A 17845-nucleotide genomic window follows, 5' to 3' on the forward strand; every position below is an offset into this window, starting at 1 on the left:
AAGCCCGATGCGAATCGCTTCGCATCGGGCTTTTTTTCGTCCGGCGACGCGGCGCTTACGCGATCCGCTTCGCGAGTTCGACGGCCTTGCCGATGTACGACGCCGGCGTCATCGCCAGCAGGCGATCCTTCGCATCCTGCGGGATCGCCAGCGTGCCGACGAATTCCTGCAGCGCTTCGCGCGTGATGCCCTTGCCGCGCGTCAGTTCCTTCAGTTGCTCGTACGGGTTCTCGATGCCGTAGCGGCGCATCACCGTCTGCACCGGCTCGGCAAGCACTTCCCAGCAGTTGTCGAGATCTTCGTTCAGGCGCTGCGGGTTCACTTCGAGCTTGTCGAGGCCGCGGATCAGCGAGTCGTACGCGAGCAGCGAGTAGCCGAGCGCGACGCCCATGTTGCGCAGCACCGTCGAGTCGGTCAGGTCGCGCTGCCAGCGCGACACCGGCAGCTTGTCGGCGAGGTGGCGCAGCGTCGCGTTCGCGAGGCCGAGGTTGCCTTCCGAGTTCTCGAAGTCGATCGGGTTGACCTTGTGCGGCATCGTCGACGAGCCGATTTCGCCGGCCTTCGTCTTCTGCTTGAAGTAGCCGACCGAGATGTAGCCCCACACGTCGCGGTCGAGGTCGAGCAGGATCGTGTTCGCGCGTGCGACCGCGTCGAACAGTTCGGCCATGTAGTCGTGCGGCTCGATCTGGATCGTGTACGGGTTGAACGTGAGCTTCAGGCGGTTTTCGATCACGTCGCGCGAGAACGCTTCCCAGTCGAATTCCGGATACGCGGACAGGTGCGCGTTGAAGTTGCCGACCGCGCCGTTCATCTTGCCGAGGATCTCGACCTTCTCGATGCGCGCGATCGCGCGGGCGAGGCGCGCGGCGACGTTCGCGAGCTCCTTGCCGAGCGTCGTCGGGCTGGCCGGCTGGCCGTGCGTGCGCGACAGCATCGGCTGGTCGGCATGCGCGTGCGCGAGCGCGACGAGGCGCTGGTGGACCGTGCGCAGCGCCGGCAGGATCACGTGTTCGCGCGCGCCGGCGAGCATCATCCCGTGCGACGTGTTGTTGATGTCCTCGGACGTGCACGCGAAGTGGATGAACTCGCTCGCCTTCTCGAGTTCGGCCTGGCCCTTCACCGATTCCTTCAGCCAGTATTCGACGGCCTTCACGTCGTGGTTTGTCACGCGCTCGATTTCCTTGATGCGCGCGGCGTCGTGCGCGGTGAAGCGCTCGGCGAGCTGCAGCAGGAATTGCTCGGAGGCTTCCGAGAAGCGCGGGACTTCGGCGAAGCCGGCGCGCGACAGCGCGATCAGCCAGTGCACCTCGACGGTGACGCGGTGGCGCATGAAGGCGGCTTCGGAGAGCCAGTCGCGCAGCGCCTCGGTCTTGCTGGCGTAGCGGCCGTCGATGGGCGAGAGCGCGGTGAGGGCGAAAAGCGTATCGGGACGAGTGTCGGACATGATCGGGCAGGGCCTTTTGGGGCCGGGGCGAACGAGGGGAGGAGAATCCGGCATTTTACCATTGGCGCGCGTCGCTCCCGACCGAATCGGTCCGGTCGCGGGCGCCACGGTCGAGCGATGCTCGACGGCGCGCGAATGGCGTGCCGGCGCGCGCCTGCCCAGGCGCGCCGGGCCGCGCGCCAAGCCGCCGGCCGGGCCTGCCCGCCGGTAGAATGCAGGCTTCTTCCCGACCGCCGCCCGCCGCGCCCGCCTGCATGGAACTGAAATGGCTCGAAGACTTCGTCTCGCTCGCGGAAACGCGCAGCTTTAGCCGGTCCGCCGAGCTGCGGCACGTGTCGCAGCCGGCGTTTTCGCGGCGCATCCAGGCGCTCGAGGCGTGGCTCGCGACCGAGCTGATCGATCGTTCGGTGTATCCGACGCGGCTCACGCAGGCCGGGCAGATCTTCTACGAGCAGGCGCTGACGATGCTGTCGCAGGCGCACGAGGCAAGGACGCTGCTGCGCGGCCACGTCGGCGCGCCGGTGCCGACGATCGAGTTCGCGGTGCCGCACACGCTGTCGCTCACGTATTTCCCGCGCTGGCTCGAGCGGATCGAGGCGAAGATGGGCCAGGTCCACACGCGGCTGCGCGCGCTGAACGTGCACGACGCGGTGCTGTCGCTCGTCGAGGGCGGCTGCGACCTCGTGATGGGCTACCACCACCCGAGTCACCCGGTCGCGCTCGACCCGGCCCGCTACGACATGCTGGTCCTCGGCAGCGAGCCGATCAGCCCGTTTTCCGCGCCCGGCCGCGCGGGCCGGCCGCGCCATACGCTGCCGGGCGCGGCCGACGCGCGCGTGCCGTACCTGTCGTATACGCCGAACGCGTATCTCGGCCGGATGACCGAAGTCATCATCGCGAACGCGCCCACCCGGCTGTTTCTCGATCGCGTGTACGAAACCGACATGGCCGAAGGGCTGAAGGCGATGGCGCTCGCCGGCCACGGCGTCGCGTTCCTGCCGCACAGCGCGGCCGACGATGCGGTCGCGGGCGGCCGGCTGATCCGCCTCGACCGGTCGGCGCGCGGCGGCGCGCATCCGTTCACGCTGACGATGGAGATCCGGCTGTACTGCGACAAGCTCGCGCTGCAGGGCGACGATCCGCGGCAGAAGCTCGTGCGCGCGCTGTGGGACGTCGTGCGCGACGAACTGCGCGAGACTGCCGGCGACACCGCCGGTTGACCGACGGTTGACCGCCGACGGTTAATCCGGCCGGCCGCCCGGCTGACGGCGGCCTTGCGGCGCCTGTCGGACGGCCGTCCGCAGCCCCGCCCGTGCCTGGCCGATCCGGTTTTCCTCGAACGCGATGCCCGGCCGATCGCCGGCGTTCTTGCGCAGATCGACCGCGGATTTGCGGAAAATCGCGATCATGCAAGAAACGCATAATCGAATAAACAAACGGCATTGGATAAAAAAAACGGCTTTTTCGACAATGGGCGCAATCCGTTGAACGTTGGAGCTTCCATGTCTTCGCAACAGCAGTCCATCCCGTCCTACCTGCACGCCGACGATCTCGGCCCGTGGGGCAACTACCTTCAGCAGGTCGATCGCGTCGCGCCGTACCTCGGTTCGCTGTCGCGCTGGCTCGAAACGCTGAAGCGTCCGAAGCGCATCCTGGTCGTCGACTGCCCCATCGAGCTCGACAACGGCACCGTCGCGCACTTCGAGGGCTATCGCGTGCAGCACAACGTGTCGCGCGGCCCGGGCAAGGGCGGCGTGCGCTACCACCAGGACGTGACGCTGTCGGAAGTGATGGCGCTGTCGGCATGGATGTCGGTGAAGAACGCGGCCGTGAACGTGCCGTACGGCGGCGCGAAGGGCGGCATCCGCGTCGACCCGCGCAAGCTGTCGCGCGGTGAGCTCGAGCGCGTGACGCGCCGCTACACCAGCGAAATCGGCATCATCATCGGCCCGAACACCGACATTCCGGCGCCGGACGTCAACACCAACGAACAGGTGATGGCGTGGATGATGGACACGTACTCGATGAACCAGGGCCAGACGTCGACCGGCGTCGTGACCGGCAAGCCGATCGCGCTCGGCGGTTCGCTGGGCCGCAAGGAAGCGACGGGCCGCGGCGTGTTCGTCGTCGGCTCGGAAGCGGCGAAGAAGAAGGGCCTCGAGATCGAAGGCGCGCGCATCGCGGTGCAGGGCTTCGGCAACGTCGGCGGCATCGCGGCGAAGCTGTTCCAGGAAGCGGGCGCGAAGGTGATCGCGGTGCAGGATCACACGGGCACGATCTACCAGCCGGCCGGCCTCGATTCGAACAAGCTGCTCGACCACGTCGCCCGCACGGGCGGTGTCGCGGGCTTCGAAGGCGCGGAGCCGATGCCGAACGACGAGTTCTGGACGGTCGAGACCGACATCCTGATCCCGGCGGCGCTGGAAAACCAGATCACCGAGAAGAACGCGGCGAAGATCCGCACGAAGATCATCGTCGAAGGCGCGAACGGCCCGACGACGACGGCGGCCGACGACATCCTGAGCGCGAACGGCGTGCTCGTGATCCCCGACGTGATCGCGAATGCGGGCGGCGTGACGGTGTCGTACTTCGAGTGGGTGCAGGATTTCTCGAGCTTCTTCTGGACGGAAGACGAGATCAACCATCGTCTCGAGCGCGTGATGCGCGAAGCGTTCGCCGGCGTGTGGGCGGTCGCGGAAGAGCACAAGGTGACGGTGCGTACGGCGGCGTTCATCGTCGCGTGCAAGCGCATCCTGATGGCGCGCGAAATGCGCGGCCTCTACCCCTGATCGGGCGTCCCTGACCGGGCGTCCCTGATCAACGACCATGATCGATTCATGATGCAATCCACCCGATTGCGGAAATGAACCCTCGCGGGCGATGCCGAATCCGGCATCGCCCGCGCGCGCATTCGGGGCGCCCGAAGCCGGGAGGACGGCTTCTCGCAGGGCGATTCGTAGTGCGGTTAACAACCAGTACTTTCAAAAATATTACTTTGATACACTGGCGCGGGTTTTAGCCAAGGAGATGACCAAAATGAAATACCACAAGGCAGTCCTGATGGTCGCGGCGCTTTGCGCGTTCGCAAGCGGCGCGCATGCTCAGGAGACGGGCACGCTGAAGAAGATCAAGGACACCGGCGTGATCGCGCTGGGCCACCGCGAATCGTCGATTCCGTTCTCCTATTACGATCAGAACCAGCAGGTGGTCGGCTATTCGCGCGAATTCCAGATGAAGATCGTGGACGCGGTGAAGAAGAAGCTGAACCTGCCGAACCTGCAGGTGAAGAACATCCCCGTCACGTCGCAGAACCGCATTCCGCTCGTGCAGAACGGCACGGTCGACATCGAGTGCGGCTCGACGACCAACAACCTCGAGCGCCAGCAGCAGGCTGCATTCTCCGACACGATCTTCGTGATCGGCACGCGCCTGATGACGAAGAAGGATTCGGGCGTCAAGGATTTCGCCGACCTGAAGGGCAAGACGGTCGTGACGACGGCCGGCACGACGTCGGAGCGCCTGCTGCGCAAGATGAACAACGACAAGCAGCTCGGCATGAACATCATCAGCGCGAAGGATCACGGCGATTCGTTCAACACGCTGGAATCGGGCCGCGCGGTCGCGTTCATGATGGATGACGCGCTGCTCGCGGGCGAGCGCGCGAAGGCGAAGCAGCCGGGCGAGTGGGTGATCGTCGGCACGCCGCAATCGGAAGAGGCTTACGGCTGCATGATGCGCAAGGGCGACGCCGACTTCAAGAAGGTCGTCGACGACGCGATCTCGCAAGTCGAGAAGTCGGGCGAAGCCGCGAAGATCTACGCGAAGTGGTTCGAGAACCCGATCCCGCCGAAGGGGCTGAACCTGAACTTCCCGCTGTCCGATTCGATGAAGAAGCTGTACGCGAACCCGAACGACAAGGCGCTCGACTGACCACGCGGCCGTTGACGCAGAAATGACGCTACTGAAACGGAAGAGGCCATGCTTCTTCCGTTTCTTTTTGCTGGAGTCTTGCCCATGTCTTACCACTGGAACTGGGGCATCTTTCTGAGCCCCGTGTCGACCGGCGAGCCGACGACCTATTTCGGCTGGCTGCTGTCCGGCTTCTGGGTGACGATCGAGGTGTCGCTCGTCGCCTGGGTCATCGCGCTGATCGTCGGATCGCTGTTCGGCGTGCTGCGCACCGTGCCGAACAAATGGCTCGCCGCGATCGGCACCGTGTACGTGTCGATCTTCCGGAACATCCCGCTGATCGTGCAGTTCTTCGTCTGGTATCTCGTGATACCCGAGTTGCTGCCCGCGTCGATCGGCACGTGGATCAAGCAGTTGCCGCCCGGCACGCAGTTCTTTACCGCGTCGATCGTCTGTCTCGGCCTGTTTACGGGTGCCCGCGTATGCGAACAGGTGCGCTCGGGCATCAACGCGCTGCCGAAGGGCCAGCGCGCGGCCGGCCTCGCGATGGGCTTCACGCAATGGCAGACGTATCGCTACGTGCTGCTGCCCGTGGCGTACCGGATCATCGTGCCGCCGCTCACGTCGGAATTCCTGAACATCTTCAAGAACTCCGCCGTCGCGTCGACGATCGGCCTGCTCGATCTGTCCGCGCAGGCACGCCAGCTCGTCGACTACACCGCGCAGACCTACGAGTCGTTCATCGCGGTCACGCTCGCGTACGTGCTGATCAACCTCGTCGTGATGGCGTTCATGCGCTGGATCGAAGGCCGTACGCGGCTGCCCGGCTATATCGGAGGCAAGTGATGCATCAGTTCGACTGGAGTAGTATTCCCGGCGCGCTGCCGACGCTGTGGTCGGGCGCGATCGTCACGTTCAAGATCACGCTGATCGCGATCGTGGTCGGGATCGTCTGGGGCACGCTGCTGGCGCTGCTGCGGCTGTCCGGCGTGAAGCCGCTCGCGTGGTTCGCGAAAGCGTACGTGACGGTGTTCCGCTCGATCCCGCTCGTGATGGTGCTGCTGTGGTTCTTCCTGATCGTGCCGCAGGTGCTGCAGGGCGTGCTCGGGCTGTCGCCGACGATCGACATCCGCCTCGCGTCGGCGATGGTCGCGTTCTCGTTGTTCGAAGCCGCGTATTATTCCGAGATCATCCGCGCCGGCATCCAGGCGGTGCCGCGCGGGCAGGTGAATGCCGCGTTCGCGCTCGGCATGAACTACGCGCAGGCGATGCGCCTCGTGATCCTGCCGCAGGCGTTCCGCGCGATGGTGCCGCTGCTGCTCACGCAGGCGATCGTCCTGTTCCAGGATACGTCGCTCGTGTACGTGATCAGTCTCGCGGACTTCTTCCGCACGGCCGCCAACATCGGCGATCGCGACGGCACGACCGTCGAGATGGTCCTGTTCGCCGGCGCATGCTATTTCGTGATTTGCTCGTTGGCGTCTGCTCTCGTCAAGGGTCTCCAGAAAAAGGTCACAAGATGATTTCCATCAAGAACGTTTCGAAGTGGTACGGCCAGTTTCAGGTCCTTACCGAATGCACGACCGAGGTCAAGAAAGGCGAAGTGGTCGTCGTGTGCGGCCCGTCGGGCTCCGGCAAGTCGACGCTGATCAAGACCGTGAACGGCCTGGAGCCGTTCCAGCAGGGCGAGATCCTCGTGAACGGCCAGTCGGTCGGCGACAAGAAGACGAACCTGTCGAAGCTGCGCTCGAAGGTCGGGATGGTGTTCCAGCATTTCGAGCTGTTCCCGCATCTGTCGATCACCGAGAACCTGACGCTCGCGCAGATCAAGGTGCTCGGCCGCGGCAAGGACGAAGCGGCGGAGAAGGGCATGAAGCTGCTCGATCGCGTCGGCCTGAAGGCGCATGCGCACAAGTTTCCGGGCCAGTTGTCGGGCGGCCGGCAGCAGCGTGTCGCGATCGCGCGCGCTGTCGATGGACCCGATCGCGATGCTGTTCGACGAGCCGACGTCCGCGCTCGATCCGGAAATGATCAACGAAGTGCTCGACGTGATGGTCGAACTCGCGCAGGAAGGGATGACGATGATGGTCGTCACGCACGAGATGGGCTTCGCGAAGAAGGTCGCGCATCGCGTGATCTTCATGGACAAGGGCGCGATCGTCGAGGACGACCGCAAGGACGATTTCTTCTCGAATCCGAAATCGGAACGCGCGAAGGACTTCCTCGCGAAGATCCTGCACTGAGCGTTCGCGCGTTTTCGCGCGCACCCATGCGAAAACCGCCCGGCACGTAGCCGGGCGGTTTTTTTTCGTCCGCCGCCGGGCGTTACCAGCTGTACCGGTAGCCGACCTGCCCGACGATCCCGCGCCGGTAATCGCCGCCGATGTTGCGCGCGATCTTCGCATTCGCGTACAGCTCGCCCGACTTGCCGAAGCCGGCGGTCACGCCGACGCCGAGCTCGTACCAGGTGCGCCCGAGATGCGTCGCGAACGGCGTGCCGCCGACCACGGTTTGCCCCGGCGACAGGAAGTCGTGCAGCACGTCGGCCGTGAAGTACGGCGTCGCGGCGCCGCCGCCCGCGTCCGACTGGAGGTTCGGCCGGAAGATGCGCACGCCGACGCGGCCGCGCAGCGCATTCGACGTCGTGCCCGATACGGCCGACACGTTGTCGTTGAACCCGTTCAGCTTCAGGTACTGAACCATCAATTGCGCCTGCGGCTCGACCGCGACCGGCAGCGTGCCGATCGCGAACGGTTTGCCGACTTCCTGCGACAGCGCGACGCCGAAGCCGTTCTGCGACGCTTCGTTGCCGTAGCTGTCGCGGTAGCGGTTGCCGTAGTGCGTGACCTGGCCGACGCTGTCGAAGTAGGTGCCGTCGGACAGGTAGCGCGTCCAGTAGCCGCCGACGCTCTGCGCGTGCATCTCGACCGAGCCCGTCGACGTCGACAGGGTGGGCGAGCCGGCGCGCGCCATGTCGCTGAAGCTCGCGTTCGACACGCCGATGCTGGCCGTCACGCCCGCATGCGTGCTGCCGGCGCCGTCCGGCGCCTGGTCGAGGGTCCAGTCCTTGCCGAATTGCGCGAAGAACGTGCGCTCGTCGGCGGAGAAACGGCCCGCGTTCGCATCCAGGCTCTGGCCGCCGATGCGCCCCCACACGCCGTCGCGATTGCCCGGCGCCTGCTTCTCGACGTTGTAGACGTCGCCGACGCGCTCGTGCAGCCTGCCGAGCGTCGAAAAGCCGTAGTCGGCGTTCAGCAGCGGCGTCATCGCGTAGCCGGAGACGCCCGGACGATACGCGAGCGCGCCGCCGTTGCCATTCCCGTTTCCGTTGGTGCCGCCGTCGCCGCCGCCGGACGGGTGGATCGGGTCGCCGGGGTCGGCCGGGTCGAGCTGCGAACGCAGGTACCAGCCGTTCGCATCGCCTTGCCCGCCGCGATAGAGCCGGTATTCGTACGCGCCGGCCTGTACCGGGCCGGCGAGATGGAACGCGGACGCGGCGGTCGTGCCGCCGTTGGCCGTGACGACCACGGGAATCCCGTCGCCGGTCGTCTGCGCGCCGGTGCCGGCCGTGTTGGCGATCTTCAGGCCGGTCGTGCCGCTCGCCGTGCCGCCGTTCACGATCAGACGGTCGGTCGGCGACGCGTCGGCGCCGAGATACGTGTTCAGCGCGATCGTGCCGCCGCTGCCGACGTAGCCGCCGGTCGTCAGCGTCTTGTAGCTGCCCGTCAGCGTCGGCGAGCCGGTCGGCGCGGCGAACGCGACGAGGCCCGCGTTGTTCAGGCTGCTCAGCACCGAGCTGCCCGTCATGCGCCACGTGCTCGTGCCGTCGACGGTCAGCGCGACCGGGTCGATCTTCCCGGTCAGCGTCGTGCCGTTCGCGAGGAACACGTTGCCGGTGCTCGACGCGTCGGAAACGATGTCGCCCGCGAGGTTCACCGCCGATGCGTCGAACGTCACGTTGCTGCCGTTCGCGAGGTTCAGCAGCGTGCCGTTGCCGGCCGTCACGACCGTGCCGTTGCGCACCGCGATGTCGGCCGTGCCGCCGCGCGCGGCGAAGGCCGGCCCGGTGACGGACGTCACGCTGCCGCCGTCGACGAGCACCGAGCTGGTCGCGCCGTTCGCGAGCGTGTCCGACGTCAGTACGCCGGCCGTCGCGCCCGTGAGCGTCGTGCCGGTCAATGCGAGCACGCCGCCGCTGTTCGCCGTTGCGCCGTTGCCGGCCGCGCTGGCGAGCGACGAACCCGTATCGGCGATGCGCCCGCCGTCTTGCGCGACGATGGCGTCGGCCGCATTGCCCGACGCGGCGACTTTCGCACCCGACAGCAGGGCCGTCGCGCCGCCGTCCATGACGATCGCATGGGCGTTCGCGCCGGTCGTCGCGACGGTCGTCCCGTTGGCCGCGAGCGTGGAATCGGCGCCCGACACGAACAGGCCGCGCGCATCGGCGCCCGTCGTACGGACGACCGTGGCCGCATCGGTCGCGATGCGCGCGCCCGCGCCGGTCGACGTGAGGCCGGCGGCGCCGTTGCCGGTCGTCGCGATCTGCGTGCCGGACAGCGCGATCGTTGCATTCGCACCGAGGTTGCGGATCGCGCTGCCCGATCCGCCGACCGCGATCGACGTCGCGCCGGCCGCGATGCCGCCGCCCGTGACGGTCGAGTCGATCAGCACGCCGTCGGCGCTGCCGTTCGCGACGACGGTGCCGGCGCCCGACAGCGCGACCGATGCGCCGGCCCCCGTCAGGCGCACGCCCGCGACGCCGTCGTCGGCCTCGATCGAGCCTGCGTTGGCGAGCGTGGCCGACGCGCCTTGCACGAGCGCGCCGGTGCCGTTGGCGACGCGGATCGTCGACGCATTGTTCACCGTGCCGAGCGTGCCGGCCACGACGCCCGTCGAGCCGGCGCCGGTCAGCAATATCGTGCTGCGATTCTCGAGCGTGCCGAGGTTCTGCGCGATGAAACCGGTCACGCCGGCGGTCGACGACGTGACGGCGGCGTGGTTGGTGAGCGTCGTCGCGACCGGCGCGCCGGCATTCGCGCCGGCGAGGTCGTGCGCCTGCCCGTCCACCACGCCTGCGGTCGCGCCGGCCGCGTTCAGGTTGATCGTCGCACCGGCGTCGATCGAGCCCTTCGCGCCGCCTTCGACCGCGATCGCGATGCCGTTCGCGCCGTTGACGTGGTAGACCGCGTTGCCGGTCGACAGCGTGGTGCCGGCGTCGGTCGCGAGTACGCCGCGCGCCCGCTGGCCGTTGACGTCGGTCGTCAGCGCGCCGGCCGCCGACGCGCCTGTGTAGGCCGCGCCGCCCGCGACGCGGAACAGCGTCGAATCGTCGGTGTCGACGCCCAGATGCTGCGCGGCGACGTTGATTTTCGAGCCTGCACCGTATGCGTAGAAGCCGATCTGGTTCGTGCCGGACATGAAGGCCGGCACGGCGTTCGCACCGACGTCGATCGTCGCGCCCGAACGCGCATGCACGCCGATCGCGCCGGTGCCCGTCAGGTTCAGCGCTCCGTCGAGCGTGGCCTTCGCGCGCGGCCCTTCGGCCCAGACGCCGTAGTTGCGCGTGCCCGACGCGGGATCGAGGCCGCCGGCGACGTCGATCGTGCCGGTCGACGTCGCGGCCGTCGCGTTCGCGCCGGTCCCGACGACCATGATGCCGATGCCGTTCACGCCATTCAGCGTGATCGTGCCCGTGTTGGTCACGGTCGCGGCGGTGTCGACGGCCAGCATGCCGACGTTGGCGAGCGGCGTGCCGGGCGCGGCGCCGTTGACGACGATCGCGCCCGCGTTGGTCAGCGTGCCGGAGCTCGAGCCGATGCTCGCCAGCGCGGCGCCGTTTTGCGTCTGCGTGCCGATCACGATCGTGCCGAGATTGCTCGCGGTGCCCGACGCGCCGAGCAGGATGCCGTACGCGTGCGCGGCGAGTGCGACGTCGTTTGCCGTCTGGCCGGGCGCGTACTGCGCGGCGCGGCCCAGATAGATCGTGCCGCCGGCTTCGTTCGTGAAGCGGCCGCCGGCGACGAGGCCGCCGATCACCTGGCTGTCGAGCGTCGTCGCATTGACGCCGACATTGATCGTGCCGGCGTTCGACGCCGTTGCGCCGTCCGTCACGGCGACCGCGTAGTTCTGCAGGTCGGGCCGGTTGCCGTCCAGCGTCCACGCGCCGACGTTCATTACGCCGTTGTTGACGAACGACGTGCCCGCGCCGTTCGCGAACACGCCGGCGCCTTCGGTGTACGCGTTGTAGTTGAAGTTGTTCGGCGGCGCGCTGCCGCTCGTGTCGAAGTCGTCGCCGGACGCGTACCCGGACGAAATCACGCCGTTGTTGACGCCGCTTGCGCCGCTCAGCAGGCGCACCAGCGTGAAGTCGCCCGACAGGCGGCCGTCGTTGATGAAGTGCGCGCCGTTTTCCGCGAGGACGGCCGAGCTCGACACGATCGTGTTGGTGCCGCGAAAGTCGATCTGGCCGTCCTTGCCGATCTGCAGCGTCGCGTTCGCGCCCGTGCCGTGCATCACCGACAGGAAATCGATCGGCAGCGTGTTCTTGTCGCCCGCGGACACGTCGTTCCGATACTGGAAGGCTTGCTGCGAGAACGTGACGGCCTGGCCGAACGCGCTGTCGTAGGCGGCCTGCGAGCCGAGCGCGCCGCTTTGCACCGAGCGCACGAGAAAATCGTTGTACGCGGCGAGCGACGCGGCGTCGGTCACCTGCCACGTGCTGCCGTCGAATGCGGTGAAGGTGCCCGCGTAGGCCGGCACGTCGAGCTGGCGGGTGCCGACCGCGCCGCCGTCCGCCAGGTAGTCGCCGGTGGTGAACCGGATCTGGTTGCGCGAATTCCAGTTGACGGTGCTTGCCGCGGCACCCGTGCCGTCCGCGACGGTAAGGTCGGTCGCCTTCGCGGCCATCGAGATCGCGTTGCCCGGCGCATCGGGGGCATTCGCCGCATTGCCGATCGACACGTTGAGCGTACCGCCGGTGGCGGCGACGGTGCCGATGCGCGTGTTCACATACTGATCGCCGTTCACGTCGTGGTAGACGGGCACCTCGGTCGCGCCGGCCGTCGACGCGGAGAACGCGGACGAATCGTAGGTCGCGACCGACGTGTGGGTGCGGGTGATCGAGTCGGGCGTGCTGACGCTGTGCGTCTTGCCGCCGAGCGACAGCAGCGCCTGGTTCGGGTTGCCCGACACGAGGGTCGTGCTCCCGATCGGCGTGAGCGCGTAGCCCGGGTCGCCCGCGGCGGCGCTCCATGCGCCCGACACGCCGACGGTATCGCCGCCGGACACGGTGGCGGAGCCGGCCAGGTTGTCGTTGAGGGTCGGGCTGAAACTGTCGAGCGCGCAGGTGCCGCCGTTCGCGATGGCCGTACCGCCGCCGCACGTCGATGCATGCGCGGCGCCGACCGACAGCGCGGCCAGCAACGCGCCGAGTGCCGCTGCGCGACGGCCCGTGCCCGATTCGGCGCCCGAGCGCTTGCCGCGCGCGCGAGTCGTTTCCGCCACCGCGACCCAGCAGCCGGCGGCTTCGCTCCATATCGATCGAAATGAGTGATTCACGACATACCCCTCTTTCTTCTTTTTGACGTGGTATTCGCCGCCATTCGGCGAATTCGCATTCCGCGGTGGAGAAATGATCCGAAGGGGGCGTGCGGCGGCTATGGCTGCGTGTCGCGCCAATCGTGTTTCGTTGACACCGAGGATGGGCGGAGTCTACTGATTCGAGTGGCCGTCGATTATCGATAAGCCGGAAACTGTAATGATGCGAACCGTAATGCGTGGTATTTTTGATTTGTGTGGTTAATCGAACCGAAAGCCGTGGTGGGGGCGGCGGTTGGGGCGGTGCGTGAAAATCCGGAAGGGTTGCAGGAGTAGGTGGGATAGCGCACGGTTCCCGCAGGCGCGATACGCTAAAATGCCGGTGCGGGATCCTGTTTTAATTGAGGGTTATTTATTTGATTCCCTCTGCTATTTTACTTTCGCTCGTCAATTAATAAAATCAAGCGAATGTCGTGCGGCATCGGGCGATTTGCGCCGGTCGGCGGCCGAAGTGAAACCGTATTGGCTGGAGCGGGCGATTTGCGCCGATGGCGGGCGTGGCCGGTTGCGCGGCATGAAGTTCGCGCAGCAGGCAGGAAATGAGCAGAAAGCAGGCGCGGCCGGTACCGCGCCGGGTTTCAGAAATCGATCGCGTCGTCGGCGTCGCCGTCGGCCGCGGTGGCGAGCGCTTCGCGAACCGCCGTGCGCGGCGCCGATGCCGACGCGTCGAGCGACGGGTTGCGCAGCTTCTCGAGCACGCGCTCGGGCACCGGAATCCGCATCCGCGCGGCGACGTCGCCGCACTGGAACATGATCAGCTCGCCCGGCTCGAACGCGGTCCAGACCTCGTTGTCGGTGAGCGGCTGCGTCGCGATCACCGCGACGCGATCCTCGGGCGTCGTGTATTTCGCGAAATCGATCGACAGGTCTTCGTCGACGAGATGCGCGGTCGAGAACGGCCAGCGCCGCACGAGGTAGTGCAGCCGCGTCGAGCAGTGCGCGAAGAGCGCCTGGCCGTTCGACATCAGGAAGTTGAACACGCCGTGATCGGTGATGCCGCGCGTCAGTTCGCCGACCCGCTCGAACAGCTCGGGCAGCGGCGGCTGCGCGCCGGGAAAGGCCTCGCGCAACCCCTGCATCAGCACGCAGAACGCCTGTTCGCTGTCGGTCGTGCCGACCGGATGATAGACGCTGCCGTCCATGTCCGGCGCGTAGTCCTGCAGGTCGCCGTTATGCGCGAAGATCCAGTGCCGGCCCCACAGCTCGCGCATGAACGGATGGCTGTTCTCGAGCAGGATGTGCCCTTGCGTCGCCTTGCGGATGTGCGCGATCGTGTTCTTGGACTTGATCGGGTAGCGTTTCACCATTTCGGCGATCGGCGACGTGGCCGATGCCTGGTGATCGATGAAGAGGCGACAGGCCTTGTCCTCGAAGAACGCGATGCCCCAGCCGTCGGCATGGTGATCGGTGAGCCCGCCCCGGGCCGCGAAACCTGTGAAGGAGAATGTGACGTCCGTCGGCGCGGCGCAGTTCATTCCAAGGAGTTGGCACATTTTACGTGGGGCGGCAGGCTGAAGCGGGGGTAACGAACCGGGCGAACCCCGGTACAATGCGGCTTCTAGCATATCACCGAGCCCTGAGCGGTAAAAAGCGGATTCCGCTGGCCAAAGGCCCCGTGTTGCGGTTTGCCGTCAGTCGGCCCGCGCACGCGCGTTCCGGCCCCGCCGATGGCAAGCCCGTTCCTCACGACGCCTCCTATGACTGCCTCGAACGCTTCCTCCCCGGCGACGCTTTCGCTCGCCCGTCCCGACGACTGGCACCTGCACCTGCGAGACGGCGACATGCTCGCCGCCGTGCTGCCGCACACCGCCCGCCAGTTCGGCCGCGCCATCGTCATGCCGAACCTGAAGCCGCCCGTCACGACCACCGCGCAGGCGCAGGCCTATCGCGAGCGCATCCTCGCCGCGCTCCCGGCCGGGATGACGTTCGAACCGCTGATGACGCTGTACCTGACCGACAATACGCCGCCCGACGAAATCCGCCGCGCGCGCGAAAGCGGCTTCGTGCACGGCGTGAAGCTGTACCCGGCGGGCGCCACGACGAATTCCGACCACGGCGTCACCGATCTCGCGAAATGCGCGAAGACGCTCGAGGCGATGCAGGAAACCGGCATGCCGCTGCTCGTGCACGGCGAGGTGACCGATGCGTCGATCGACCTGTTCGACCGCGAGAAGGTGTTCATCGACCGCGTGATGACGCCGCTGCGCCGCGATTTCCCGGGCCTGAAGGTCGTGTTCGAGCACATCACGACGAAGGACGCGGCCGATTACGTGCGCGATGCCGACGCGGCGCCCGGCCTGCTCGGCGCGACGATCACCGCGCACCACCTGCTGTACAACCGCAACGCGCTGTTCGTCGGCGGGATTCGCCCGCATTACTACTGCCTGCCGGTGCTGAAGCGCGAGACGCATCGCGTGGCGCTGGTCGAGGCCGCGACGTCGGGCAACCCGCGCTTCTTCCTCGGCACCGACAGCGCGCCGCACGCGCGCGGCGCGAAGGAAACCGCGTGCGGCTGCGCGGGCTGCTATACGGCGCTGCACGCGCTCGAACTGTACGCGGAAGCGTTCGACACGGCCGGCGCGCTCGACAAGCTGGAAGGCTTCGCGAGCTTCTTCGGCGCCGATTTCTACGGGCTGCCGCGCAGCGCGGAGACGGTCACGCTGCACCGTGAGGCATGGGAGCTGCCGCGCGAGATCTTCGCGGGCGACACGCCGGTCGTGCCGCTGCGCGGCGGCGAGACGATCGGCTGGAAGCTCGTGTGAGCGGCGCGCCGCCGCGCGGATCCGGCCCCGCGGCCGGGCGCCCGGCGGCGGATTTCGCGCGGATCGACTGGTCCGCGCCGTGGCTCGCGCCGTACGCGGAGCCCGGCCGCGTGTGGCAGGCGGCCGCCCGTGCGGGCGAGGCCGCGCTGCTCGATGCGTTGAACGGCGCGTTGGCCGGCGTGTCGCGAGGCGGCGATCGCGTCACCGGTCGCGGCAGGCCGCTGCGCTTCGTGCCGCAGGCCGGGCTGCCGGCCGGCGTCGCGTACGAGACCCATATCGCGAGCACCGGCGGCGTGCCGACCCGCCATAATCTTCACGACTTCTTCAATGCGCTCGTCTGGTTCGCGTACCCGCGCACCAAGGCCGCGCTGAACGCCCGCCAGGCCGCCGCGATCGACGCGGCGGGCGGCGTCGGCCCCGTACGCGGCACGTTGCGCGATGCACTCACGCTGTTCGACGAGAACGGCGCGCTGTTCGTCACCGCCGAGCGCACGCTCGCCGATGCGCTCCGCGGCTTCGACTGGGCGCGGCTGCTGGTGGCCGCGCGCGGTGCGTGGGGCACGCGCTGCGAGGCGCGGCTCGTCGGCCACGCGCTCCTCGAACAGCTCGTCGCGCCTTACAAGTCCTGCACCGCGCACGCATGGATCGTCGAAGTGAGCGCCGACTATTTTTCATGGCCCGACGCGCAACGGATCGCGCACGTCGACGCGCGAATCGCCGCCGAACTCGCGACGCGCGCGCTGACGCCCCGCGATTTCGCGCCGCTGCCGGTGCTCGGCGTGCCGGGCTGGTGGGCGGCGAACGCCGACCCCGCGTTCTACGACGATCCGGCCGTGTTTCGCCGCGGCCGCCGCTCGCGCGCTGCCGACGGCGGCGCGCAGTGCTAGAATGCGCGTCGCAAAGCAGGCCAGGCAGTCGCGGCCTCGGCGCCTTCGGGCGCGCGGGGGCGAGGAAAGTCCGGACTCCACAGGGCAGGGTGATGGCTAACGGCCATCCGTGGCGACACGCGGAACAGGGCAACAGAAAGCAAACCGCCGATGGCCCGGCGCAAGCCGGGATCAGGTAAGGGTGAAACGGTGCGGTAAGAGCGCACCGCGGCGACGGCGACGTTCGCCGGCACGGTAACCTCCACCCGGAGCAATTCCAAGTAGGCAGGCGCGCATCTTCGGATGCAGGACGGGGCCCCCGTCTCGTCTGCGGGTAGGAAGCTTGAGCGCGTCAGCAATGGCGCGCCTAGAGGAATGACTGCCACGCGTTGCGCGCTCCGGTGCGCAGCGTGCACAGAATCCGGCTTATCGGCCTGCTTTGCCGTTCGAATGCGAAAGGGCCGGCGCTCCCACGGGGCGCCGGCCCTTTTCTCATGCGCGCGCCCTGTGCTCAGGCGGCGACGATGTCGAACGAATGCGTGAGTTCGGCCGTCTTCGCGATCATGATCGACGCCGAGCAGTACTTGTCGTGCGACAGGTTGATCGCGCGCTCGACCGTGGCCGGGTTCAGGTTGCGGCCGGTGACCGTGAAGTGGAAATGCACCTTCGTGAACACCTTCGGATCCTCGCTCGCGCGCTCGGCCTTCAGCGTGACCGAGCAGCCGGTCACTTCCTGGCGGCTCTTCTTCAGGATCAGCACGACGTCATAGGCCGTGCAGCCGCCGGTGCCGAGCAGCACCATTTCCATCGGACGCGGCGCGAGGTTGTGGCCGCCGCCTTCGGGCGCGCCGTCCATCGTGACGAGATGGCCGCTGCCGGTCTCGGCGGAAAACGCCATGCCGTCCTGACCCATCCAGCTTACTTTGCATTCCATGCTTGCACTCCAGCGTTGCCTGATTCGGATTCGATCCGGCATTGTAGCCCGTGGCGCAACGGTCGGCTGATGCGCTGCACGACGTGCAATGCCCGTGCATCGCGAGCGGAGCGACGCGTGGCGATTTCCCTGTCGGATTTAGGGGTTTTGCTCTAGGTGCGGGCGATTTTGAATCATGTCTGACGTATTTATGCCTTTGATTTGCAACAGGAATTTGTTTTTATGAACGCGTCGGCCGATATCTCGTATCGTGAGATCCTATTTCGCAATGCAAATTTTCTTGCGAAGTCGGCGGGGTATTCGTATAATGAGATCCATTGGTTGTCGCGCTGCG

Annotated in this window: 12 protein-coding genes, 1 other RNA gene and 1 pseudogene; 9 read left to right on the forward strand and 5 right to left on the reverse strand. The window is 67.2% G+C overall.

What is annotated here, in order from left to right; translation table 11 throughout:
• Window positions 1–55: 55 nt before the first annotated feature.
• Window positions 56–1444, reverse strand: coding sequence for an adenylosuccinate lyase (gene purB / locus LGN10_RS18480; protein ID WP_059581065.1), 1389 nt, complete (start codon window positions 1442–1444; stop codon window positions 56–58).
• A gap of 254 nt (window positions 1445–1698) precedes the next feature.
• On the opposite strand from purB, the gene LGN10_RS18485 reads away from it, so the two are divergent.
• Window positions 1699–2664: a LysR substrate-binding domain-containing protein gene (locus tag LGN10_RS18485; RefSeq protein WP_059581067.1), complete on the forward strand. Its 966-nt coding sequence runs from the start codon at window positions 1699–1701 to the stop codon at window positions 2662–2664.
• 21 nt (window positions 2665–2685) lie between these two features.
• On the opposite strand, the gene LGN10_RS18490 is transcribed toward LGN10_RS18485, so the two are convergent.
• Window positions 2686–2853: a hypothetical protein gene (locus tag LGN10_RS18490; protein WP_226224537.1), complete on the reverse strand. Its 168-nt coding sequence runs from the start codon at window positions 2851–2853 to the stop codon at window positions 2686–2688.
• A 93-nt stretch (window positions 2854–2946) separates the two neighbouring features.
• On the opposite strand from LGN10_RS18490, the gene LGN10_RS18495 reads away from it, so the two are divergent.
• The 5 genes and pseudogenes from LGN10_RS18495 to LGN10_RS18515 all read left to right on the forward strand — a co-directional run bounded on the left by LGN10_RS18495 (window position 2947) and on the right by LGN10_RS18515 (window position 7596).
• Window positions 2947–4233, forward strand: a complete 1287-nt coding sequence (locus tag LGN10_RS18495) for a Glu/Leu/Phe/Val family dehydrogenase (protein WP_059581070.1) — start codon at window positions 2947–2949, stop codon at window positions 4231–4233.
• 247 nt (window positions 4234–4480) lie between these two features.
• Window positions 4481–5374, forward strand: a complete 894-nt coding sequence (locus LGN10_RS18500; RefSeq protein ID WP_059581206.1) for a glutamate/aspartate ABC transporter substrate-binding protein — start codon at window positions 4481–4483, stop codon at window positions 5372–5374.
• Between the two features lie 84 nt (window positions 5375–5458).
• Entirely contained in the window at window positions 5459–6199 is a 741-nt protein-coding gene (locus LGN10_RS18505) for an amino acid ABC transporter permease (protein WP_059581071.1), read from the forward strand.
• On the forward strand, window positions 6199–6876 hold the full coding sequence (gene gltK, locus LGN10_RS18510; RefSeq protein WP_059581074.1) for a glutamate/aspartate ABC transporter permease GltK: 678 nt from the start codon (window positions 6199–6201) through the stop codon (window positions 6874–6876). The genes LGN10_RS18505 and gltK overlap by 1 nt, the downstream gene beginning before the upstream one ends.
• Window positions 6873–7596, forward strand: a pseudogene (locus tag LGN10_RS18515) (amino acid ABC transporter ATP-binding protein). The gene gltK and the pseudogene LGN10_RS18515 overlap by 4 nt, the downstream one beginning before the upstream one ends.
• Window positions 7597–7678: 82 nt before the next feature.
• On the opposite strand, the gene LGN10_RS18520 reads toward LGN10_RS18515, so the two are convergent.
• Both LGN10_RS18520 and LGN10_RS18525 read right to left on the reverse strand, forming a co-directional pair.
• Window positions 7679–12910, reverse strand: coding sequence for an autotransporter outer membrane beta-barrel domain-containing protein (locus LGN10_RS18520; protein WP_226224538.1), 5232 nt, complete (start codon window positions 12908–12910; stop codon window positions 7679–7681).
• 617 nt (window positions 12911–13527) lie between these two features.
• Complete coding sequence (locus tag LGN10_RS18525) at window positions 13528–14442, reverse strand: class II glutamine amidotransferase (RefSeq protein ID WP_179231711.1); 915 nt, start codon at window positions 14440–14442, stop codon at window positions 13528–13530.
• Between the two features lie 204 nt (window positions 14443–14646).
• Between LGN10_RS18525 and pyrC the strand changes: the two genes are divergently transcribed.
• The 3 genes from pyrC to rnpB all read left to right on the forward strand — a co-directional run bounded on the left by pyrC (window position 14647) and on the right by rnpB (window position 17022).
• Entirely contained in the window at window positions 14647–15711 is a 1065-nt protein-coding gene (pyrC, locus tag LGN10_RS18530) for a dihydroorotase (protein ID WP_226224539.1), read from the forward strand.
• Window positions 15708–16598, forward strand: a complete 891-nt coding sequence (locus LGN10_RS18535; protein ID WP_226224540.1) for a DUF3025 domain-containing protein — start codon at window positions 15708–15710, stop codon at window positions 16596–16598. Before pyrC ends, LGN10_RS18535 begins: the two co-directional genes overlap by 4 nt.
• A 12-nt stretch (window positions 16599–16610) precedes the next feature.
• An RNA gene (gene rnpB / locus LGN10_RS18540) (RNase P RNA component class A) lies at window positions 16611–17022 on the forward strand.
• 66 nt (window positions 17023–17088) lie between these two features.
• Here rnpB and LGN10_RS18545 read toward each other — a convergent pair.
• On the reverse strand, window positions 17089–17553 hold the full coding sequence (locus LGN10_RS18545; protein ID WP_012492957.1) for an OsmC family protein: 465 nt from the start codon (window positions 17551–17553) through the stop codon (window positions 17089–17091).
• Window positions 17554–17845 lie beyond the last annotated feature (292 nt).

Source organism: Burkholderia sp. AU32262 (assembly GCF_020419985.1).
Lineage (GTDB): Bacteria > Pseudomonadota > Gammaproteobacteria > Burkholderiales > Burkholderiaceae > Burkholderia > Burkholderia semiarida.